We start from the raw sequence: 20,209 nt of genomic DNA, 5'->3' as shown, positions 1-20,209 counted from the left end.
GCCGCGGGGTCACGGGGTCTCGCACTTCGCGGAGGCTTCCTCGAACGCCTTCTCCTGCCCCTTGGGTATCTCGGTGGCGGAGCGCATGCCGCCCTGCCACTGCGGGTCAGGGAGGTTGACCCCGTTCTTGCGCATGCACTGGACCCACTTGAGCTGCTGGTCCTTCTCCGCCTGGGTGGGGCCGCCACCCGCGCCGGGCCCCTTCATCCCGCACGCCTCCATGGCCTTTTGCATCTTCTGCGGGTCGGCGTCACCGCCCAGGGTCATGGCCCGCGGATCCTGGCCGGGCTGCGGGTCGGGGGCGTCCAGGCCCTGCTCGCGCAGGCACCGGCGGAGCTTGAGGGCGTCGTCGGCGGTCTTCCCTGCGTCACCGCCGGAGGTGCCCGGGCCGCCCGGACCGCCCGTGCTCCGGCCGGCCGTGGAGCCGTCCGCGGCGGAGTCCTTCCCGCCGTCCCCGCTCGTACAGGCGGTCGCGGTGAGGGCCAGCACGGTGAGCAGCGCGGCCGCCGCCGCAGTCATCGTCGTGGTCCTGGTGGTGGTCGTGGTGAGGGATCGATTCATGCGCCCGAGCCTGCTCCGGGACCGTGTTTCGTCTCCTTCACAGCATCCGCTTACAACGGCGAAACCCCGGTTTCGGATAGAGAGGGACCCATGCGGGTGCTGGTGGTGGAGGACGAGGAATTCCTCCGGGAGATGATCGCCGAGGGGCTTCGGCGCGACGCGATCGCCGTCGATGAGGCGGCCGACGGCCTGGAGGCGCTGCGCCGCCTCGGGCTCGGCGAGTACGACGTCCTGGTTCTCGACCGGGACCTGCCCGGTCTGCACGGCGACGAGGTGTGCCGGCAGGTCGTACGGGACGGCCTGCTCACCCGGGTGCTGATGCTGACGGCCTCCGGCACGGTCCGGGACCGGGTGGCCGGGCTCGGCCTCGGGGCCGACGACTACCTCACCAAGCCGTTCGCGTACGACGAGCTGCTCGCGCGCGTCCTGGCGCTGGGGCGGCGGGCCCGCCCCGCCCTCCCGCCGGTGCTGGAACGGGCCGGGATCGCGGTGGACACGGCCGCCCGCTCGGCGAGCCGGGACGGGCGCCGGCTGGCCCTGTCCCGCAAGGAGTTCGCCGTGCTGGAGGCGCTGCTGCGCGCGCACGGCGCGGTGGTCAGCAACGAGGACCTCATCGAGCAGGTGTGGGAGCAGGACACCAGCTACCGGACCAACGCGGTCCGGGTCACGCTCAGCAAGCTGCGTTCCAAGCTGGGCGAACCGCCGCTGATCGAGACGGTGCCGGGCGCGGGCTACCGCATCCCGGCACCGGTGCCGGGCCCCCGGTGACTCTGCCCGCCCGGCTCTCCGGCCCCGGGCACATGCCCCGCCTGCCCCTGCCCCTGCCCCGCAGCGAGCGTGCCCGTCTCACCGCCCTCTACGGCTCGCTGCTGGTGCTCGCGGGCGGCGGTCTGGTCGCCCTGGTCTACGTACTGCTTCGCAAGGGCCTGCTGGCGACGATCAACGGCGCGCTCACCACGACCGTGATGCCGGGCAAGCAGGTGGACCTCAAGGATCTCGACGACCTGCCGAAGGGACTGAAGGAACCGGTCCCCGCCATGCCGCTGCCCCCGGGCGCCGGGCTGTCCCCCGAGGAGCTGAGCCGGTACCGGGTGACCCAGAACCTCTCCGCGGCGGCCGAGCGGGCCACCCTGCACGACCTGCTGACCGTCTCCCTCCTCGCGCTCGCCGTGTTCGCCGTCCTCTCGGTGTGGCTGGCCTGGTGGATGGCCGGGCGGGTGCTGCGCCCGGTCGGCGTGATCACCGAGACGGCGCACCGGCTGTCGGGGGAGAACCTGCACGAGCGGATCGGGCTCAAGGCTCCGCCGGGTGAGCTGAAGCGCCTCGCGGACACCTTCGACGGGATGCTCGACCGGATGGAACACCTGGTGTCCGCGCAGCGGCGGTTCGCGGCGAACGCGGCGCACGAACTGCGCACCCCGCTGGCCGTGCAGCGGTCTGCGGCGGAGATCGGGCTGGCCGGTGATCCGCCGCCGGAGAAGGTGGCCCGGATCCGGTCGAAGCTGATCGACACGGTCGTGGCCGGCGAGCACCTCATCGAGTCCCTCCTGCTGCTGGCGGTCTCAGAGGAGGGCACGTCCGCGACGGAGGAGGTGGACCTGGCGGTGCTCGCGGCCGACGGACTGGCCGCCGTGGAGGCAGGGGAAGGGGAGGCCGTGGCCCGTTTGAGGGTGGAGCGGGCCCTCGCCCCGCTGCCGGTGACGGGTGACCGGCAGCTGCTGGGGCACCTCGTGGGCAACCTCCTGGCCAATGCGGTCCGGCACAACCGGCCGGGCGGCCGCATCACGCTCCGCACCTCCGCCGACGGCCTGCTGACCATCTCCAACACCGGCGCGGTGATCGGCCCGGCGGAGGTCCCGGCCTTCCTGGAGCCCTTCCGGCGCCGCGCGGAACGCCGCCACCTGCCTGGTGAGGGGGCCGGCCTGGGGCTGTCCATCGTCGCGTCGATCGCCCGTGCGCACGGCGCGGAACTCTCCGCGGAGGCCAACCCGGCGCCGGACGGCGGCCTCACGGTGCGTGTCCGCTTTCCGGCTGCCCTGCCGCCGACGCGTGCGGCGGGCCCGGACCGTTCGTCCTGACCCCGCCCTCCCCACCCCTTGCCTGACGGTCAGTCAGCCACGACGATGACCCCGAACTGATGTGACGGATCGTCAGGTCTCGGCGGAGCCGTCTCGGGTTCGGGCGGTCGGGTGTTCGGATGTTCGGGTGAAGGGGGCGTCATGGGACGCGTGTTTCCGGAGGGGCGGCTGGTCTACGGGATGCAGCTCCCGGTGCAGTCGCAGAGCACCATCTACGCCGAGCCCTGGGAGGCCTCGGCCACCGCGGCCGATCTCGCGGAGGTCGCCCGGGCCGCCGACCGGGCGGGATTCGGCTATCTGGCCTCCTGTGACCACGTGGCCATCCCGCGTCGGCTCGCCGCCGCCATGAGCACCGTCTGGTACGACCCGGTCGCCACCCTGTCCTTCCTCGCCGGGGTGACCGAGCGCGTCCGGCTGCTCAGCCACGTGGCGATCGTGGCCCTGAGGCACCCGCTGATCAGCGCCAAGCAGTACGCGACCCTCGACCACCTGTCGGGCGGGCGGCTGATCCTCGGGGTCGGCGCCGGACACGTCCAGGAGGAGTTCGAGGTCCTCGGGGTCGACTTCGAGCGGCGCGGAGCCGTGCTGGACGAGGTGCTGGACGCGCTGCGCGCGGCGCTCGGCCCCGAGGAGTTCCCCGAGTTCGAGGGGGAGTTCTTCCGGTTCGAGGGGCTCGGCCAGCTGCCCCGCCCGGCCCAGGAGCGGATTCCGGTGTGGGTGGGCGGCTCCTCGCCGGCCGCCGTCCGGCGGGCCGCCGTACGCGGGGACGGCTGGCTGCCCCAGGGTGACCCGCGGGACCGGCTGCCGGCCCAGATCGCCCGGATACGTGCCCTGCGGGAGGCCGCGGGGATCGCGGAGCCGGTCGAGATCGGGGCGATCACCGAGGCCCTGTACGTCGGCGAGCCCGGCTGGGAGACCGGCCGCCGCACCCTGACGGGCAAGCCGGAGCGGCTCGCCGAGTCGCTGCGCGAGTACGCCGCGCTGGGCGTGGACCAGATCCAGGTGCGCTTCCGCAGCCGGGACCGGGCCGAGCTGTGCGACCAGATCACCGCCTTCGGGGCCGAGGTGGCCCCGCTGCTCAACGACTGATGCGACCGCCGCGACTTCGCGGCCGTCACGGCGAAGGTGAAGGAGACAGGCAGTGGGGAAACTGGACGGGCGCGTCGTCATCGTCACCGGGGCTGCGCGCGGCCAGGGCGAGCAGGAGGCCCGGCTGTTCGCCGCCGAGGGCGCGAAGGTGCTGCTCGGTGACGTGCTGGACGAGCAGGGCGTGCGGGTCGCCAAGGACATCGGCGAGGAGAACGCCCGCTACGTGCGGCTGGACGTGAGCCGGGAGGAGGACTGGGCGGCGGCGGTGGCCGCCGCGAAGGAGGCGTTCGGCGGCCGGATCGACGGGCTGGTCAACAACGCCGGCATCCTGCGCTTCAACGAGCTGGTGAACACGCCGCTGGACGAGTTCCAGCAGATCGTGCAGGTCAACCAGGTGGGCGCGTTCCTGGGGATCAAGAACGTGGCCCCGGAGATCGAGGCGGCGGGCGGCGGCACCATCGTCAACACCTCCTCCTACACCGGCCTGACCGGTATGGCCTTCGTGGGGTCGTACGCTGCGACGAAGGCGGCGATCGTCGGGCTGACCCGGGTCGCGGCGCTGGAGCTGGCCGCCAAGAACATCCGGGTCAACGCCATGTGCCCGGGCGCGGTGGACACCCCCATGGCGAATCCGGCGCTGCTGGACCCGGAGGGGCCGTCCGCCGAGGCCACCGAGGCGATGGCCGAGCTCTACCGGAAGGTGGTGCCGCTGGGCCGGGCCGGCCTGCCGGCCGAGGTGGCCCGCCTGGCCCTCTTCCTGACCAGCGAGGACTCCTCGTACATCACCGGTCAGCCGTTCGTCATCGACGGCGGCTGGATGGCCGGGGTGAGCATTCTCTGACGCAGCGTCAGGTATTGACGCGGCACTCCGTGAATGGAACAGTCGAACCATCAATCTGACGATGCGTCAGAAATCAAAGGACGGTGAGCCCCCTTGGAATTCGGCATCTTCGTGCAGGGATACGTGCCTGAAGCGCGGTCCAAGGTCGACCCCGAGGCAGAGCACAAGGCGCTGATCGAGGAGACCGAGTACGTCATCCAGGCCGACAAGTCCGGCTTCAAGTACGCCTGGGCGTCCGAGCACCACTTCCTGGAGGAGTACTCCCACCTGTCGGCGAACGAGGTGTTCCTCGGGTACCTCGCCCACGCCACCGAGCGCATCCACCTGGGCTCCGGCATCTTCAACCCGCTCGCCCAGGTCAACCACCCGGTCAAGGTGGCCGAGAAGGTCGCCATGCTCGACCACCTCTCCAAGGGGCGCTTCGAGTTCGGCACCGGCCGCGGCGCCGGCAGCCACGAGATCCTCGGCTTCCTGCCCGGCATCACGGACATGAACCACACCAAGGAGATCTGGGAGGAGACCATCGCGGAGTTCCCCAAGATGTTCCTCCAGGAGGAATACGAGGGGTTCCAGGGCAAGCACTGGTCCCTGCCACCGCGGAAGGTCTTCCCCAAGCCGTACGGCAAGGCCCACCCCGCCATGTGGTACGCGGCCGGCTCCCCGTCCTCGTACGCCATGGCCGCGAAGAAGGGCCTCGGCGTCCTCGGCTTCAGCGTCCAGAAGGTCTCCGACATGGAGTGGGTGCTGGAGCAGTACAAGACGGCGATCCAGGAGGCCAAGGCCGTCGGCGCCTTCGTCAACGACAACGTCATGGTGACCTCGACGGCGATCTGCGCCGAGACCCACGACAAGGCCGTCGAGATCGCAGTGAACGCCGGCATGAACCGCTTCCAGTCGCTGGTCTTCCGCTACCACGACACCTTCCCGCGCCCCGAGGCCATCCCGCAGTGGCCCGAGACGCTCCCCGAGTACAACGCGGAGATCATCGAACTCCTCATCGCCGAGGAACTGATGATCTGCGGCGACCCGTCCGAGGTGCTCGCCCAGTGCAAGCGCTGGGAGCAGGCGGGCGCGGACCAGCTCTCCTTCGGCCTGCCGACCGGGGTCTCGCGCGAGGACACCATGAACACCATCAAGCTCCTCGGCGAGCACGTCATCCCGAAGATCGACACGGACCCGGTGCACCGCACGACCCGCTTCCGCGAATCGGCGTAGCGGCGGAGCCGGGCGGCGCGGCGCCCCGTCAGGGGCGCGGTGAACTGCGCGACCAGCCCCCACCGGCCGACAGGCGAAGGAGGTGGCCGGGGCCTTGGTCCCGGTTTTCGGGAAAGGGCGGGGTGGGGGAATTCCCGGTCCGCGTGAACGGGGACGGCGTCTTCCCGGACCGCCGTCCCGAACCGGCCCCGGCCGGAGGTCAGCCCAGGGCCGCGGCCGGCCCGGCCGACCCCGGCCGGGGCGCACGCACGCCGTGCGGGAGCACACGGCCAGGCGGCCAGGCGGCCCGGCGGCGCAAGGCAGTCCCGAGGCAGCAAGACAGCCGCGAGGCAGCAACGCAGCGAGCCGCCGGCCCCGCGCAAGCGGAGCGCATCGGCAACCGGCCGGCCGGGAGAGACGACCGGCCAGGAGAAGGGACGTCATGCTCGACCACATCATCAAGGGCGCGACCGTCGTGGACGGCACCGGAGCCCCCGCCCGCGTCGCGGACATCGGCATCAAGGACGGCCGCATCGCCGTCATCGCCGAGCCGGGCGGTATCACCGAGGAGGCCCGGACCGGCGAGGACGCCACGGGCCTGATCCTCACCCCCGGCTTCGTGGACCCCCACACCCACTACGACGCCCAGCTGTTCTGGGACCCGTACGCCACCCCCTCCATGAACCACGGGGTCACCACCATCGCCGGCGGCAACTGCGGCTTCACCCTCGCCCCGCTCAACCCGGACCGCCCCGAGGACGCCGACTACACCCGCCGCATGATGAGCCGGGTCGAGGGCATGGCCCTCGCGGCCCTGGAGGAAGGCGTCGACTGGACCTGGTCGACCTTCGGCCAGTACCTCGACGCCCTCGAAGGGCGGATCGCCGTCAACGCCGGCTTCATGGTCGGCCACTGCGCGCTCCGCCGCCACGTCATGGGCGAGGCCGCGGTCGGCGGACAGCCCACCGAGGAGCAGCTCCAGCGGATGCTGGACCTGCTGCACGAGGCCATGGACGCCGGCGCCTGGGGCCTGTCCACCACCCAGTCCGCCACCCACTCCGACGGCGACGGCGCCCCCGTCCCCTCCCGGCACGCCCGCCCCGAGGAACTCCTCGCCCTCTCCCGGGCGGTCGCCGACCACGAGGGCACCCAGCTGGAGGCCATCGTCGCCGGCTGCCTCGACCAGTTCTCCGACGAGGAGATCGACCTCTTCGTGGAGATGAGCGCCGCCGCCGGCCGCCCCCTCAACTGGAACGTCCTCACCATCGACGCCGCCGTCCCCGAACGCGTCCCCCGCCAGCTCGTCCCCAGCGAACGCGCCCGCAAGGCCGGCGGCCGGATCGTCGCCCTCACCATGCCGATCCTCACCCCCATGAACATGTCGCTGGGCACCTTCTGCGCCCTCAACCTCATCCCCGGCTGGGGCGAGGTCCTCGCCCTGCCCGTCCCAGAGCGGATCGAGAAGCTCCGCGACCCGGACGTACGGGCCGAGATGCTGCGCCGCGCCGACAGCAAGGAGGCCGGGGTCTTCCGCCGCCTCGCCAACTTCGGCCGGTACGTCATCGGCGACACCTACAGCGCGGCCAACGAGGGCCTCACCGGCCGGGTCGTGAACGACATCGCCGCCGAACGCGGCCAGGACCCCTTCCACTGTCTGGTCGAGATCTGCGCCAACGACGAGCTGCGCACCGTCCTGTGGCCGATGCCCACCGACAACGACCCGGCCACCTGGGCACTGCGCGCCGAGACCTGGCAGCACGAGGACGTGATGCTCGGCGGCTCCGACGCGGGCGCCCACCTGGACCGGATGTGCGGGGCCCCGTACACCACCCGCTTCCTCGGCGACTGCCTGCGCGGCCGCAGGCTCGTCCCGCTGGAGCAGGCGGTGAAGATGCTGACCGACGACCCCGCCCGGCTCTTCGGGCTGCGCGAGCGCGGCCGGATAGCCGAGGGCTACCACGCCGACCTGGTCCTCTTCGACCCCGAGCGGATCGACGCGGGCCCCGCTACCCTCGTCCACGACCTCCCCGGGGACAGCCCCCGCCTGGACTCCCGCGCGATCGGCGTGGTCTCGGTCCGCGTCAACGGCGTGGAGACCATCCGCGACGACGAGGTCACCGGAGCCGTCCCCGGCATCGTCCTCCGGTCCGGCCGCGACACGAGGACGGTGAGCACGCGATGAGCCGGCTGTTCATCGGCGGCGAGTGGGTGGAGCCGGACGGCGGCACCTACGAGGTCGTCAACCCGGCCGACGAGTCGGTCGTCGGGCTGGCCCCGGAGGCGTCCCGCGCCCAGGTCCACGAGGCCGCGCGGGCGGCCCGGGAGGCGTTCGAGACCTGGTCCCGTACGAAGCCGGAGGAGCGCGCCGCGATCCTGGACCGGGCCGCGGACATCATCCAGCGCGAGTACGAGCCGTGGGCGGAACTGGCCCGGTCGGAGACCGGAGCCCCGACCGGGATCGCCCGCGGCATGCAGGTGGGCGTCGGCGTCTCCCGCTTCCGGCGGTACGCGCGCGGGGCCCTGGAACCCGTGGAGAAGGGCCTGCCGCCCCAGGTGACGGAGGCCGGCCCGATGGGCGGGGCCTCGATCCTGGGAGCGCTGGAGGTACGCCAGCCGGTCGGCGTGGTCACCTGCATCACCTCCTACAACAACCCGTGGGCGAACCCGGCTGGCAAGGTGGCACCGGCCCTGGCGATGGGCAACACGGTGGTGGTCAAACCCGCCCCGCAGGACCCCCTGTCGGTGTTCAGGATGGCGGAGGCCCTGGCCGAGGCGGGTGCCCCGCCCGGCGTGGTCAACGTCGTGAACGGCCGGTCGGTGGAGGTCGGCGAGGCGGCCGTCGACTCCCCGGACGTCGACATGGTGTCCTTCACCGGCTCCACCGCCGTCGGCCGGCGCATCGCCGAGGTCTGCGGCCGCGACATGAAGCGGCAGCTGATGGAACTCGGCGGGAAGGGCGCGGCGATCGTCTTCCAGGACGCCGACCTCGACGCGGCGATGATGGGCATCGGCACCACCTTCTCCTTCTACTCCGGGCAGATCTGCACCGCCCCGACCCGCGTCCTGGTGCACCGCGCGGTCCACGACGCGCTGGTGGAGAAGCTGACCGGCTACCTGTCCTTCATGAAGGTCGGCGATCCGGCGGTCCAGGGCACGGTGGTCGGCCCGGTGATCTCGGAGGTCCACCGCGACCGCATCGAGTCGTATGTCGAACTGGGCCGGAAGGAAGGCGCGCGGATCGCCTCGGGCGGCGAACGCCCGCAAGTCCGCCCCGACGGCAAGGGCTTCTACGTGGCCCCGACCCTCCTGGTGGACTGCACCAACGACATGCGGGTGGTTCGCGAGGAGATCTTCGGCCCGGTCGTCGTGGTCGTCCCCTTCGACACGGAGGAAGAGGCCATCGCCCTGGCCAACGACTCCGACTACGGCCTGATCAGCTACGTCTGGTCCGGCGACGCCGCCCGCGCCTTCCGCGTGGCCCGCCGGCTCCGCGCGGGAGGCGTGGGCGTCAACACCATCGGCCGCAACATGGAGGCGCCGTTCGGCGGCTTCAAGAAGTCGGGCGTCGGCCGCGACGTCGGCTCGTACGCACTCCACGCGTACAGCGAGATCCAGTCGATCGTCTGGACGACCTGACCCCCGGCCCCGCCGCCCCGTCCCGCCCCGCACCCCGGAGCCGGGCTACGGCGCTCTGCTCCGAACCGGGTTGGGGCGGAGCCCCCGAGGGCTCAGGGCGGATCCCGGGCCGGGCCCGGGCGTGCCGCCCGGGCTGGGCCTTTGCCGGGCCGGCGGGCGCCGCCCGGCCAAGGCCGGGGCACCGCCCGGGACGGGGGTCCGGGGCTTTGCCACGGTTTCGGGATGGGGGTCCCCCGGACGGAGTCTGGGGGAGGGCGGGGTGGGGAAGGCGCCGCGCAGCGGAACCGCCGGCCCCCGCCCGGCAGCCCGGCCCTCCCCTCCCGGGCCCCGGACAGCTCCGCCCCGCCCGCCGGCCCGGGGGGCCGTGGCCCGCCCCGCCCGCTACGGTTCTTCCGGCGGCCAGGAATGGCCGAGGGACTCGGCGAACTCCTTGCTGCCCCCGCACATCCGGGCCCACGTGCGCGGACTCGCCTCCGCGAGCCGCCCGAGGGCCGCGCGGGCCTGTTCCTCCGGCGGCGCCCCGTCGTCCGGGATCCGCCACTCGAACTGCAGCCACCGCTGCTCCCCGCCCGGCAGGCCGGGCCCCTCGCCGGGCCCCCCGTCGGGCGGCGCGCCGATGCCGGGCGCGTACGTGAAGAACAGCACCGCCGTCTCCGGCTCGTTCCACACGGTGCCGGCCCAGCCCGGTCGGCAGTCCCACGTTTCGAGCAGCTCAGGACGTTCCCGCAGCCCGTCGCGGACCAGCCTCGCGGTCTCCCGGGCCGGCCAGGACCAGCCACGGTCGTTCTCGGCCCGCTCGACCTCCGCGTCGTACGCGCCGGCGTCGAACCGGTACGCGGGCGGCCGTACGCCCCCCTCGGCGCCGCGCCAGCCGTCCCACACCACCTCGTCCCCGTCCCGGCGGACGGTCACGTACAGCGCGCCGCAGCAGCCCTCGGTGCAGTACGCCTCGGCGAGCTGCACCTCGCGGGGTTCCGGTCCGGCCCGCAGCCGCCCGGTGTCGAGCAGTTGCTCGGGGGAGTTCGGGCTGCCCGAGGCGAACAGGGCGGGCACCACCGGGCGGCCGTCGAGCAGGATCCGGGTCTCCACCAGGTTGCGGACGGCCGGGTCTGCGGCCACGACCTCGATGCGGAACCGCTCCGCCTCGCTGGGCCGGGTGAACGGCCGCCGAGCGGTGCGCAGGATCCATGCGGCCCTCCGGCCGCTCGGGTCCATGCCGCGGCCACGGCCACGGCCCTGGCCTGCGCTCGCGGCGTCGGCGGCCGCCTGTGCCGGAACGGCCGCCCAGGTGGGTCCGGCGAGCAGCCCGCCGAGGGTGACGAGCAGTTCCGTACGCCGGCCGGGCGGCCAGTCGAGGACCGCGCCGGCCCCGCTGTGCAGGTCCTGGGCGAGCGAGAGCAGCAGGGCGTACGCGTCCGGGGACGGGGCCAGCCGGTGAGCCCCGCCGACCACGGCCTCGTACACGGGACGGGCCTGCGCATAGTCGAGGATCTCCGGCCGGTACTGGTGGGTGTGGGCCATGGCGAGCAGCAGCCGGCCGGCCGACACGGTCACCCCGGTGTCCTCCGGGTACGCGCGGAGCAGTTCGTCCAGCCGGGCGGCCTCGGCCATGCGGCGGGACAGGCCGGGCGGCTCCTCGGCGGTGGCGTCGGACAGGGTGGCCCGGACGGCGTCCAGGTCCCTGCCGGCCAGGGCGTCGATGAAGGCATTCAGGTCGGCTACGAGGCCCACTTCGAACTCGGCCGCCGCCTTCCGGTCGATCGCGTCGAGGGCGGCGATGGCCATGCGGGAGAACCCGCGCAGCATGCCGAGGGTCCGGACGGTGGGCACGTCCTCGGGTGTCCCGAGCCGGATCAGCAGGGCCAGTCCGGCGCTCACCGCGGACGGTGTGGTACCGGTCCTGGTCAGCCGCCGGGCGATGCGCCCGGCGGCGCCGGTGTACTGCGGCTCGGGAACGATCCGGCGGACGGCCCGGTGGACGGTCCCCGGCCCGACGGGGATCGCGGCCAGTCGCGCATGGACGGCTTCGGCGGCGCGGTCGCTCCGCCTGTCGGTCAACAGTGGTGTCAAGGCCGCGGTGACCGCTGCTTCGGCGGCGCGCCGGTCGAGCTTTTCCCTCTTGTCGGCGTGGGTGGCCGCGTCGGGCAGCGGGTACCCGCCGCGCGGGATCCGGCCGTCGGGCTCGATGCCGTGCCGGAAGAGGGCGTAGTCGTGGAGTGAGGTTCCGGGGATGAGCGCCGTGCGCTCCTCGCGGGCGCTCACCGGGCGGGGTGGGACTCGATTCCGTAGGTCATGCGGGGAGCGTGCCAGCTGTGATCACCCGGCGTCCAGCGAAAATGCGGCCTCTCCCCGGACCTGCCCGTTGACCTGTAGCTGCACCAGGTGTTCCCCGGAGTGGTAGCGGCGCGTGGTGATCGGTTTGAAGGAGTGGCGCTTGGTGCCGGCGAGGGTCTCGCCGGGGGCCAACGCCCGCGTGACCAGCTTGAAGACCTTCGGCGTGCGGCTCCCGTTGGCCTTGACGTGCTGGATGACGTAGTCGAGGACCAGCTCCGCCGGACCGGCGTCGTCGTTGGTGACCTCGTACGCGAAGACCAGGTACTCGCCGACCGCGACCCGCGGAGTCGCGATCACCGGCCCCCGCACCGTGACCGGCGCGTCCGGGGCGTGGCCGAGGACGGTGAGCGCCTCGGGCCGTCCCGCCTTGACCAGCGTGCGAAGTCCGTGACGGACCACCCGGTCGGTGGTGGGCACGGCCTCCGTGAGCCAGCGCCCGGCGGTGGCGACGGCCAGCTCGGGGTGGTCCCGGCTGATGTCGTTCAGGTGGTTGGCGACGGAGCGGCGTACGTACTCGGACTCGTCGCGGTACAGCGCGTCCAGCACGGGTACGGCCGGCCGCGGGTCGGCGATGAAGGCGGGCAGCTGCGCCGCCCATGGCAGGCGCGGCCGGGTGCCCTCGCTGGCCAGGCGGCGTACGTGCGGATCGGGGTCGGCGGTCCAGTCCCGTACGACGGCCAGGGCGCGGGCGGGGTCGGCGCGGAGGAAGGGGCGTACGGCGGACTCGGCGGTGAGCCGGGGGGTGAGGTCGCGGAGGAGGGCGAGGCCGGGCTCGAAGACCTCCAGCCCGCGGACGGCGACGGCCTCGTTGACCGGGAAGGTCATCCAGCCGTCGAAGCCGGGCTCGTCGAGCGCGGTCCGCACGGCGGTCTCGAAGCGGGGCCAGTCGGCGGGCAGGTCGGCGAGGACGGCGTCGCGGACGGCGGCGACCCGGCCGCTGTAGGAGAGGCCGTCGAGGGCGGCGGCGCGGGCGAGGAGCGCCGGGGCGGGGGACCGGCGGCCGGAGGCTCTGCCGAGCAGCCGGGCGAGTTCGCTGACGGTTTCCGCGCCGATGAGTTCGTCTGCCGTGGGCACGGCCCCAGTCTGCCGGAGGAAGTCCGCTCCCCGGGCCTTGGAAAACTTCCACGGGAAAGTTTTGAACCGGACAAAACGGGTACTCCTGCGGTTTCCGCATTCCGGAACCCCGGTCGCGGCGCCTGTTGAACCGTGGATGGATGCCTAGGTGAACCTTTCATTGCGGGTGTGTGAATGAATTTGATCTCGCCAATCCAAGGAATTTAGCTCTATGGAGTTCCGGACTTAAGTCTTCCGGATAAGGAAACCGCAGCATCTACCGTCCTGTCCCATGACACAGCTGGACATGCGGCCCCCGGCCGGAGACACGGTAAGCAGCGTCGCCGAGGGCGGCGGCGTTCGCGGCAAGGGACTCGGCAAGGGCTCCGTCGGCCTCCTGGGCAGCGCCGTGATCGGCATCTCCACCGTCGCTCCGGTCTACTGCCTCACCTCCACCCTCGGCGGCACCGCCGGCGAGGTCGGTGTCCAGATGCCCGCCGTGTTCCTGGCCGGCTTCCTCCCGATGCTCCTGGTCGCCTTCGCGTACCGCGAGCTCAACAAGGCCATGCCGGACTGCGGCACCTCCTTCACCTGGACCGTGAAGGCCTTCGGCCCCCGCGTCGGCTGGATGTGCGGCTGGGGCCTGGTGATCGCCACGATCATCGTGCTCTCCAACCTCGCCGGCGTCGCCACCTCGTACTTCTGGCTCCTGGCCGGCGAGATCACCGGCAATCCGTCGGTGGCGGCCCTGGACGACAACAAGCTCGTCCACATCACCACCTGCCTGACCCTGATCGCCGTGGCCACCGCGATCAGCTACCGCGGTATGACCGCCACGAAGGGCGTCCAGTACACCCTCGTCGGCCTCCAGCTGGTCGTCCTCGCGATCTTCGTGGCCATGGCCTTCCAGAAGGCCTCCGCCGGCACCTTCGACACCGGCCTGGACTTCTCCTGGTCCTGGATGAACCCCTTCGCGGTCGAGTCCATGGGCGCCTTCACCGCCGGACTCTCGCTCTCGATCTTCATGTACTGGGGCTGGGACGCCTGCCTGGCCACCAACGAGGAGACCAGCGGCTCCGAGAAGACCCCCGGCCGCGCCGCGCTCCTCGCCATGGTCGTGCTGGTCGGCTCGTACCTGGCCACCGGCATCGCCGCCCAGATGGCCGTCGGCTCCGGCGGCGCGGGCCTCGGCCTCGCCAACGAGGAGACCTCGGACAACGTCTTCGCCGCCCTGGCCGGCCCCGTGATGGGCCCGGCGCTCGGCATCCTGCTCTTCGTCTCGGTGCTCGCGTCCGCCGCCGCCTCGCTGCAGACCACCTTCATCCCGGTCGCCCGCACCGTGCTGGCCATGTCGACGTACGAGGCGCTGCCGCCCTCGTACGCCAAGGTCCACCCCCGCTTCAAGACCCCGGGCCGCGCCACCGTCATGGCGGGCATCGCCACCGGCGCCTTCTACGCGATCATGACCCTGGTCAGCGAGAACGTCCTCACGGACACCATCTTCGCGCTCGGCCTGATGATCTGCTTCTACTACTCGCTGACGGCCTTCGCCTGCACCTGGTACTTCCGCGGGGAACTCCGCCGGTCCGCCCGCGACCTGTTCCTCAAGGGCGTGTTCCCGGTGCTCGGCGGCCTGCTCCTGGCCGCGGTCTTCTTCAAGACCCTGTTCGACACCTTCGACCCGGCCTACGGCTCCGGCTCCGGCATCCTCGGCGTCGGCAGCGTGTTCATCATCGGCGTGGGCCTGCTGCTCCTCGGCCTGGTCATCATGCTGGTCACGGCCCGCCGCAGCCCGGCCTTCTTCCGCGGCGAGATCCTGACGAAGGAGACCCCGTCCCTGGTGGTCCAGGACTGACCCCGACCCCGCCGGGCACGGCGCCGTAGCCGCCGCGCCCCGCCCCCGTAGCCGCCGCGCCCCGCCCCTGTGTCATCGGGCCCCGGATCGAGAACCCCCGGATGCGTACCAACAGCATCCGGGAACCCCCGATCCGGGGCCCGCGGGCTTGGCGCACACGACGGCGCACACGACGGCACCCAGGACGGTCGCCACGGGACGGTCGACACGGGGCGGTCAACACGGGACGGTCCCGGAAGTGACCCGCGCCACGATGGGGTCGTTGGTCGAGGCATGAACATGAACGCGAACGTCATGAAGCGCACTCTCGCCGCCCTTGCCCTCACCGGTGGCGCCGCCATGGGCCTCCTGCCCGGCGTCGCGCACGCCGAGGCGCCGGCCTCCGCCACCGCCGACGAGTCCACCACCATGAGCGGCGTCGGCCCGGTCGTCGAGCGCGTCACCGGCGTCGTCGACAACCCCTCCGGAGCGGTCAAGGACACCCAGACCGCGATCGGCGTGGCCGCCCAGGCCACCGGCAGCGCGACGAAGGCCACCCAGACCTCCCTGTCGGGCGCGGGCGGCGCCCTGGAGAGCGGCCTCCCGAACGCCCCGACGGTCGCTTGACCCCTCTGACCCCTCTGCCCCCTCTGAACGACCGGCCCGCGCCGGACCGCCTCCTGCTGCTCCTCACCCGGACGGGGTGAGGAGCAGCAGGGGGATCTCGCGGGTGGTGGCCTCGCGGTAGGCCGCGTACGACGGCATGGCCGCCACCACCTCCGGCCACAGGCGGGCCGCTTCCTCGGGGGTCGCCGGGCGGGCCGTCGCGGGGAAGGACGTCCGTGCCACCCCGAGGGTGGCACGGGGGTTGGAACTGCTGGCTGCTGTGTCTGTATGAGCGTGTTCTGGCGTGTATGAGTGAGCGCCTCCTCCACGGTGGCGAGGCGACGCCCGGCAGGAACGGGCGTTCTCGTATCGAATGGGCGACCTTTATGGTCGACGGCCGTTGGGTGGGGGGACGGCTTCTTCGATACCGGGGTGGGTGACGGGTGGTGGATTTGCTGCGGGAGTTGTCGGCGCCGTTCGTCGCGCTCGGCCCCACGGGTGTGGCGGTCCGGACCCGGTTGAAGGGTCTGGTGCCGTGGGACGAGGAGGTGCTGGCCCTGGTGGGCGCGCACCTGGGTTCACTCGCTTCGAAGGATCTCGCGGTCCGTTGCCGTGACGGTCTGGAGCACTCCACCGATAGGTGGGCGGCTCGGAAGCGGGAGCTGACGGCGGTGTCGTCGTCCCGGGTGGGCGGGCAGCATCACCAAGGCCACGCATGATGGCACCACCTCAACGCCGCGCGGCTCACCGAGGAGCAGTGGCGGCAGCGGTGGGAGGCGGCGCGCTGGTTCCTCCAGGCCGACGGCGAGTCCGGCAAGAGGTTCGGGAACGAGACGATCCGTGTCACTCCCGACGGCGAAGTGTCGGTCAAGCTGCCCGCTCCGCTGGCACACCTGGCCAACAGTCGGCACGGCCGGTACGTCCTGGCCTGCCGGATCACGTCCCGCACCGGGGCACGGAGTGGACCGACCGCGTGGAAGCCAACCGGGCGGTTGCCTACCGCATCCACCACGACGTCGACCGTGGCCGTTGGTACCTGATCGCATCCTGGCACTATCCGCCCACCCCGACCATCCCGATCGATGCCGCGCTCGCGCGCGGGGTGATCGGGGTGGACACCAACGCCGACCACCTCGCCGCCTGGCGCCTGGACGTCCACGGCAACCCCGTCGGCGATCCACGCCGGTTCTTCTACGACCTCACCGGCACCACCGGCCACCGCGACGCGCAGGTGCGCCACGCCCTGACCAGGCTCCTGCACTGGGCAAGATCCTGCAGCGTGAAAGCGATCGCCATCGAGGACCTGGACTTCACAGCGGAGAAGACCCGGGAGAAGCACGGCCGCAGGAAGCGGTTCGCAGGTGATCTCCGGCATGCCCACCGGCCGCCTGCGCGCCCGCCTGACCTCCAGGGCCGACGAGGCCGGCATCGCGGTCATCGCCGTCGACCCCGCCTACACCTCCAAGTGGGGGGCGAACACTGGCTGAAGCCCGTCACCACCACCCACCGCAAGACCAGCCGGCACGATGCCGCGAGCATCGCGATCGGCAGGCGCGCCCAGGGACACCCGGTCCGGCGACGGACGACACCGCCCCCGCAGCACCGGACCGCGCACACGATGCGCCCGGCCCGGACGCGGAGCGAAAGCGGGAGACCAGCGTGCCCAACACCGTTCGGGGCACACGGCTGAGCACGAGTCCTGGCTACAGGACTCACTCCCGCTCAGTCTTTAGGAACGGTCGGCCAGCAGGTTGAGGTACCAGGCCGGGTGCCGGTCGGACCCCCGGTTGGAGGCCGTGAGGACGTACGCCTCCCCGTCCCGTACGTACGCCAGAGCGGTGCGGCGCAGCACGCCCGAGGCGCGGCCGCGGGTGGTCAGCAGCAGGTCGTCGAAGCCGGGCCGTGGGAATCCGCCGGTCTCCTCGAAGCGCCGGATGTGGGCGGCGACCCAGGGATCGGGGCTGTCGACGACCGCTTCGGCGAGGGCCGTCATGCCGTCCCCTCGGGAGTGAGTTCGGCTGTGACCCTGGTTGTGTTTCCGGCCGTGTCTCCGCCCGTGGCTCCGGCCGTGACCCCGGCGTGCGTGGCGTGCAGGGTGGGGGTCTCGATCTCGTCGAGCAGGGCGCGGGCGAAGTCGGCCGGGGTGATGCGCGCCGCCGCTTCGGCGGGTGCGGACGCGTGCCGCCCCACCGGCGCGCCCTCGTGGTCGAAGTCGCCGGACGGGCTGAGTACCGCCCAGTCGAGCGCGGCCGGGGCCGCCGCGCGGAGCGCTTCGGTGCCGGCGGCGTGGGCGACGTAGAACGGCCTCCACTCCTGGGGGTAGCCGTCCGTGTCCATGAGGAGTTCCCCGCTCGCCGTCGGCAGCACGGACGCCAGCCCGACGGAGACGAGCCGACGGACCCCGGCAGCCGGCAGCCCGGCGGCGAGCGCCCGCCCGACGGCCGGGAAGAACTCGGCGGGCGCCGCCGCCGGGTCGTACACGGCGACGATCGCGGCGTCATGACCGGCCGCGGCCCGCGCGACACCCTCGGGTGAGGTCACATCGGTGCCGGGGCGCAGGGCTTCGGTGACGTGGTGGCCGCGGCGCCGGGCCTCGGCGACGGCCGCACGGCCGACCCGCCCGGCGGCACCGAAGATGATGATCTTGTGGCTGCTCATGGGGTGAGCGTAGAGAGGAGGGCGGTATCCGATTGGATACCGCCGGACCCCGCCTTAGGGTGAGGCGAGGGCAACGGGGTGGGGTGGGGTGTTGGAAGCGTTGAATGCGCTGTATCCGGTGGAACCGCTGAATCTGCTGGATCCGCTGGACCCGGAGATGTTCGATCCTGTCTGCCCGTCCACACTCGTCCCCTTCCGGGTCGGCGACAAGTGGGCGCCGATGGTCCTGCGCTGCCTGGAGGGCGGACCGAGACGCTTCTCCGAGCTGAAGGTGCCGCTCCGCGGGATCACCTCGAAGTCGCTGACCCAGTCACTGCGGGGGCTGGAACGGGACGGCTTCGTGACCCGGGTCGGGCGCGACGGGGCAGGTGGTTACGCCCTCACCGCTCTCGGGCGCGGACTGCTGGGACCGCTGGACGCGGCGTGTGAGTGGACCCGCGAGCACTGGGACGAGCTGATCGACGCGCGGGAGGCCGGACAGGGCTAGGGCCGGGGCGCACAGGGGTGACCCAGATCCCGGGGGACGTCCGGTCGTTGATCCGGTCATGGCTCTTTGGTTGCTCAATCACTTCAGCACCTTCACCCTCGGCGTCCTGATGGTCGGCGGGGTGGTCGGCTTGGCGGTGGCGGGAAGCCTTGCCGCCCGGCGCCGTTTCCCGCACCTCGCGGGCGGCGAGCACAACGAGATGGTCGGGGTCGCGCTCGGCATGTTCGGTGCGATCTACGGGATCATCCTGGCGTTCGTGGTCGTGACGCTGTGGACCCAGGTGGAGAACACCCAGACCATCGTGGCCTCGGAGGCGACGGACCTCGCGCTGGTCGTCCGGAGCGCGGAAGCGTTTCCGCCGGCCGACCGGGCGCGGATCGTGAATGCGGTCGGAGAGTACGCGCACGCGGTCGTCGAGGAGCAGTGGCCGCTGATGCGGGAGGGACGGCCGAGCTTCGCCGCGACGGCGCGTCAGACGGAGGCGATGTACGCGGGCCTCCAGGCGTACGAACCACAGTCGGCCCGCGCCCAGACCTTCTACGACGAGGCCGCCGCGCAACTGAACGACGTGGCCGCCCAGCGCCGCGCCCGCATCACGATGGCGGAGACGTCACTGCCGACACTGCTGCAGGTACTCGTGTACGGCGGAGCGCTGGTGATCCTGCCGCTGACGTTCCTCTTCGGACTCCGAAGCCTCCGGATGCAGCTCCTGTTCGTCTCGGCGGTGGCAGCACTGATCGGCTTCAGCCTGCTCCTGGTCCTCGTCCTGGACCGCCCCTTCGCAGGCGAACTGAGCGTGAGCTCGGCCCCGTACAAGGAGGGAGCCCTGTCGAGGTTCTGGACGGGGGAGTAGACAGAGTGGCGTCGTGCACGGAGCCCACTCCGGCTGGGCGGCATCTGGGAGGTGCCCGGGGGCTGCCCGTCAGTCCCAGTGTCATTACGTGCCGGCCGCCGGCGTCAAGGGCGCTCCCGTTGGTCGCGTCGGCAAGCCGATGGCCCTTCGGGCCCCCCTTGACCCCGACGACCGTCACGCAACGACAAGGACTGTCGGGCGGCCCCCGGGGGATGGCATGGGAGGAGCCTTCGGACCCTGATGGTCTGGCGTTGGCGGGCACGAGCAGCGGCTAGCGCTCGGCCAGCCGCCCTCCGGGCGGGGGCGGCGGTGAAGTGGATCAGATCTACGTAATCCAGCGCGGTCCAGGCGCACCAAATCGCTACGCGCTCCTCATTTCTCAGCGGATGCGGGCCGCCGGGGGCCCAGCGTCCGGCTGTGCGGCCACGGCGTTCCGGCCGACTTCCTGCCCGCCGTCGGCGAACTCGGGCGCTTCGACCTGGGACGCCGATGCCGTTACGGGATCTGCGAGGGTCAGGACTTCAGGTCTGGGCTGGGACTCCGGTCGCCGGGGACGGCGACCGGGGCTGGTGGCAGCGTCAGCGGTCGCGGCTCAGGCGACCGGGTGGTGGTCGGCTTCCCGGGGCGCTGTGCGCGGGGCCGGGATGCGCTGGATGGGCGGGCGGAGGGTCGCGTCGCGGCGTCGCCTGCGCCATGCCGACAGCCTCCGCTTCAGCGAGATCGCCATGGGCGCCAGCAGCAGGCCGCCGAGGACCACGATCAGGACGGTGTAGGCGATGAACGGGCGCGGCTCGGGCGCGACCTTCCGGCCACCGGCGGCCCGCATCCGCCGAGAAAGAGGAGCGCGTAGCGATCGGTGGCGGTCTATGTCCGGCCACCGGCGGCCCGAATCCGCCGAGAAAGAGGAGCGCGTAGCGATTTGGTGCGCCTGGACCGGCCTGGATTACGTAGATCTGATCCACTTCGCTTCCGCGCCCGCCCGGAG

Annotated in this window: 18 protein-coding genes and 1 pseudogene; 12 read left to right on the top strand and 7 right to left on the bottom strand. The window is 72.3% G+C overall.

All coding sequences use genetic code 11. The features are described 5' to 3' along the window. Positions 1-9 precede the first annotated feature (9 nt). The gene (locus tag AC067U_RS13810; protein ID WP_478829867.1) at positions 10-561 is read right to left on the bottom strand and encodes a hypothetical protein; all 552 of its coding nucleotides are present in this window, start codon (positions 559-561) and stop codon (positions 10-12) included. 90 nt (positions 562-651) lie between these two features. Here AC067U_RS13810 and AC067U_RS13805 point away from each other — a divergent pair, with 90 nt between their 5' ends. The 7 genes from AC067U_RS13805 to AC067U_RS13775 all read left to right on the top strand — a co-directional run bounded on the left by AC067U_RS13805 (position 652) and on the right by AC067U_RS13775 (position 9,399). Next, positions 652-1,329 (top strand): response regulator transcription factor, encoded by a 678-nt coding sequence (locus AC067U_RS13805; RefSeq protein ID WP_478829866.1) that lies wholly within the window; start codon positions 652-654, stop codon positions 1,327-1,329. After that, the gene (locus AC067U_RS13800) at positions 1,326-2,639 is read left to right on the top strand and encodes a sensor histidine kinase (protein ID WP_478829865.1); all 1,314 of its coding nucleotides are present in this window, start codon (positions 1,326-1,328) and stop codon (positions 2,637-2,639) included. The genes AC067U_RS13805 and AC067U_RS13800 overlap by 4 nt, the downstream gene beginning before the upstream one ends. Before the next feature lie 141 nt (positions 2,640-2,780). Continuing rightward, positions 2,781-3,728 (top strand): TIGR03619 family F420-dependent LLM class oxidoreductase, encoded by a 948-nt coding sequence (locus AC067U_RS13795; RefSeq protein ID WP_478829864.1) that lies wholly within the window; start codon positions 2,781-2,783, stop codon positions 3,726-3,728. Positions 3,729-3,780: 52 nt separating this feature from the next. Next, on the top strand, positions 3,781-4,569 hold the full coding sequence (locus AC067U_RS13790) for an SDR family NAD(P)-dependent oxidoreductase (RefSeq protein WP_478829863.1): 789 nt from the start codon (positions 3,781-3,783) through the stop codon (positions 4,567-4,569). 93 nt (positions 4,570-4,662) lie between these two features. Beyond that, a complete protein-coding gene (locus AC067U_RS13785) occupies positions 4,663-5,784 on the top strand; it encodes an LLM class flavin-dependent oxidoreductase (protein ID WP_478829862.1) in 1,122 nt (373 codons plus the stop codon). Between the two features lie 421 nt (positions 5,785-6,205). Next, positions 6,206-7,945 carry an N-acyl-D-amino-acid deacylase family protein gene (locus AC067U_RS13780; protein WP_478829861.1) on the top strand — a complete coding sequence of 580 codons (1,740 nt, stop codon included), beginning with the start codon at positions 6,206-6,208 and terminating at the stop codon, positions 7,943-7,945. Continuing rightward, positions 7,942-9,399 (top strand): aldehyde dehydrogenase family protein, encoded by a 1,458-nt coding sequence (locus tag AC067U_RS13775; protein ID WP_478829860.1) that lies wholly within the window; start codon positions 7,942-7,944, stop codon positions 9,397-9,399. The genes AC067U_RS13780 and AC067U_RS13775 overlap by 4 nt, the downstream gene beginning before the upstream one ends. A 381-nt stretch (positions 9,400-9,780) precedes the next feature. On the opposite strand, the gene AC067U_RS13770 is transcribed toward AC067U_RS13775, so the two are convergent. Together AC067U_RS13770 and AC067U_RS13765 are read right to left on the bottom strand one after the other, a co-directional pair. Next, complete coding sequence (locus AC067U_RS13770) at positions 9,781-11,661, bottom strand: hypothetical protein (RefSeq protein WP_478829859.1); 1,881 nt, start codon at positions 11,659-11,661, stop codon at positions 9,781-9,783. Between the two features lie 54 nt (positions 11,662-11,715). Then, on the bottom strand, positions 11,716-12,807 hold the full coding sequence (locus tag AC067U_RS13765) for a DNA alkylation repair protein (protein ID WP_478829858.1): 1,092 nt from the start codon (positions 12,805-12,807) through the stop codon (positions 11,716-11,718). Between the two features lie 271 nt (positions 12,808-13,078). On the opposite strand from AC067U_RS13765, the gene AC067U_RS13760 reads away from it, so the two are divergent. Further along, positions 13,079-14,641, top strand: a complete 1,563-nt coding sequence (locus AC067U_RS13760; RefSeq protein WP_478829857.1) for an APC family permease — start codon at positions 13,079-13,081, stop codon at positions 14,639-14,641. Between the two features lie 279 nt (positions 14,642-14,920). Continuing rightward, complete coding sequence (locus tag AC067U_RS13755; RefSeq protein ID WP_478829856.1) at positions 14,921-15,247, top strand: hypothetical protein; 327 nt, start codon at positions 14,921-14,923, stop codon at positions 15,245-15,247. A gap of 63 nt (positions 15,248-15,310) precedes the next feature. Here AC067U_RS13755 and AC067U_RS13750 read toward each other — a convergent pair whose 3' ends face one another. Then, positions 15,311-15,601, bottom strand: coding sequence for a nitroreductase/quinone reductase family protein (locus tag AC067U_RS13750; protein ID WP_478830114.1), 291 nt, complete (start codon positions 15,599-15,601; stop codon positions 15,311-15,313). Between the two features lie 71 nt (positions 15,602-15,672). On the opposite strand from AC067U_RS13750, the pseudogene AC067U_RS13745 reads away from it, so the two are divergent. Further along, positions 15,673-16,959 (top strand): annotated as a pseudogene (locus tag AC067U_RS13745) (IS200/IS605 family accessory protein TnpB-related protein). On the opposite strand, the gene AC067U_RS13740 reads toward AC067U_RS13745, so the two are convergent. Continuing rightward, positions 16,956-17,219, bottom strand: coding sequence for a nitroreductase/quinone reductase family protein (locus tag AC067U_RS13740; RefSeq protein ID WP_478829855.1), 264 nt, complete (start codon positions 17,217-17,219; stop codon positions 16,956-16,958). The pseudogene AC067U_RS13745 and the gene AC067U_RS13740 sit on opposite strands and share 4 nt — an antisense overlap. Next, positions 17,216-17,884, bottom strand: coding sequence for an NAD(P)H-binding protein (locus tag AC067U_RS13735; protein ID WP_478829854.1), 669 nt, complete (start codon positions 17,882-17,884; stop codon positions 17,216-17,218). Before AC067U_RS13735 ends, AC067U_RS13740 begins: the two co-directional genes overlap by 4 nt. A 133-nt stretch (positions 17,885-18,017) precedes the next feature. Here AC067U_RS13735 and AC067U_RS13730 point away from each other — a divergent pair, with 133 nt between their 5' ends. Continuing rightward, positions 18,018-18,371: a winged helix-turn-helix transcriptional regulator gene (locus AC067U_RS13730; RefSeq protein ID WP_478830113.1), complete on the top strand. Its 354-nt coding sequence runs from the start codon at positions 18,018-18,020 to the stop codon at positions 18,369-18,371. A 58-nt stretch (positions 18,372-18,429) separates the two neighbouring features. Beyond that, positions 18,430-19,224 carry a bestrophin-like domain gene (locus AC067U_RS13725; RefSeq protein WP_478829853.1) on the top strand — a complete coding sequence of 265 codons (795 nt, stop codon included), beginning with the start codon at positions 18,430-18,432 and terminating at the stop codon, positions 19,222-19,224. 592 nt (positions 19,225-19,816) lie between these two features. Here the strand turns inward: AC067U_RS13725 and AC067U_RS13720 are convergent. After that, entirely contained in the window at positions 19,817-20,050 is a 234-nt protein-coding gene (locus tag AC067U_RS13720) for a hypothetical protein (RefSeq protein ID WP_478829852.1), read from the bottom strand. Positions 20,051-20,209 lie beyond the last annotated feature (159 nt).

This window comes from Streptomyces sp. NPDC043853, from assembly GCF_056436025.1.
Note: the sequence above shows the minus strand (reverse complement) of the source record. Positions and strands in the feature narration are given on the sequence as shown.

Coding starts and splice junctions, on each gene's coding strand:
- AC067U_RS13740 (WP_478829855.1), bottom strand. CDS start 17,219: ATGACGGCCCTCGCCGAAGCGGTCGTCGACAGCCCCGATCCCTGGGTC.
- AC067U_RS13720 (WP_478829852.1), bottom strand. CDS start 20,050: ATGCGGGCCGCCGGTGGCCGGAAGGTCGCGCCCGAGCCGCGCCCGTTC.
- AC067U_RS13780 (WP_478829861.1), top strand. CDS start 6,206: ATGCTCGACCACATCATCAAGGGCGCGACCGTCGTGGACGGCACCGGA.
- AC067U_RS13775 (WP_478829860.1), top strand. CDS start 7,942: ATGAGCCGGCTGTTCATCGGCGGCGAGTGGGTGGAGCCGGACGGCGGC.
- AC067U_RS13795 (WP_478829864.1), top strand. CDS start 2,781: ATGGGACGCGTGTTTCCGGAGGGGCGGCTGGTCTACGGGATGCAGCTC.
- AC067U_RS13735 (WP_478829854.1), bottom strand. CDS start 17,884: ATGAGCAGCCACAAGATCATCATCTTCGGTGCCGCCGGGCGGGTCGGC.
- AC067U_RS13810 (WP_478829867.1), bottom strand. CDS start 561: ATGAATCGATCCCTCACCACGACCACCACCAGGACCACGACGATGACT.
- AC067U_RS13760 (WP_478829857.1), top strand. CDS start 13,079: ATGACACAGCTGGACATGCGGCCCCCGGCCGGAGACACGGTAAGCAGC.
- AC067U_RS13805 (WP_478829866.1), top strand. CDS start 652: ATGCGGGTGCTGGTGGTGGAGGACGAGGAATTCCTCCGGGAGATGATC.
- AC067U_RS13755 (WP_478829856.1), top strand. CDS start 14,921: ATGAACGCGAACGTCATGAAGCGCACTCTCGCCGCCCTTGCCCTCACC.
- AC067U_RS13725 (WP_478829853.1), top strand. CDS start 18,430: ATGGCTCTTTGGTTGCTCAATCACTTCAGCACCTTCACCCTCGGCGTC.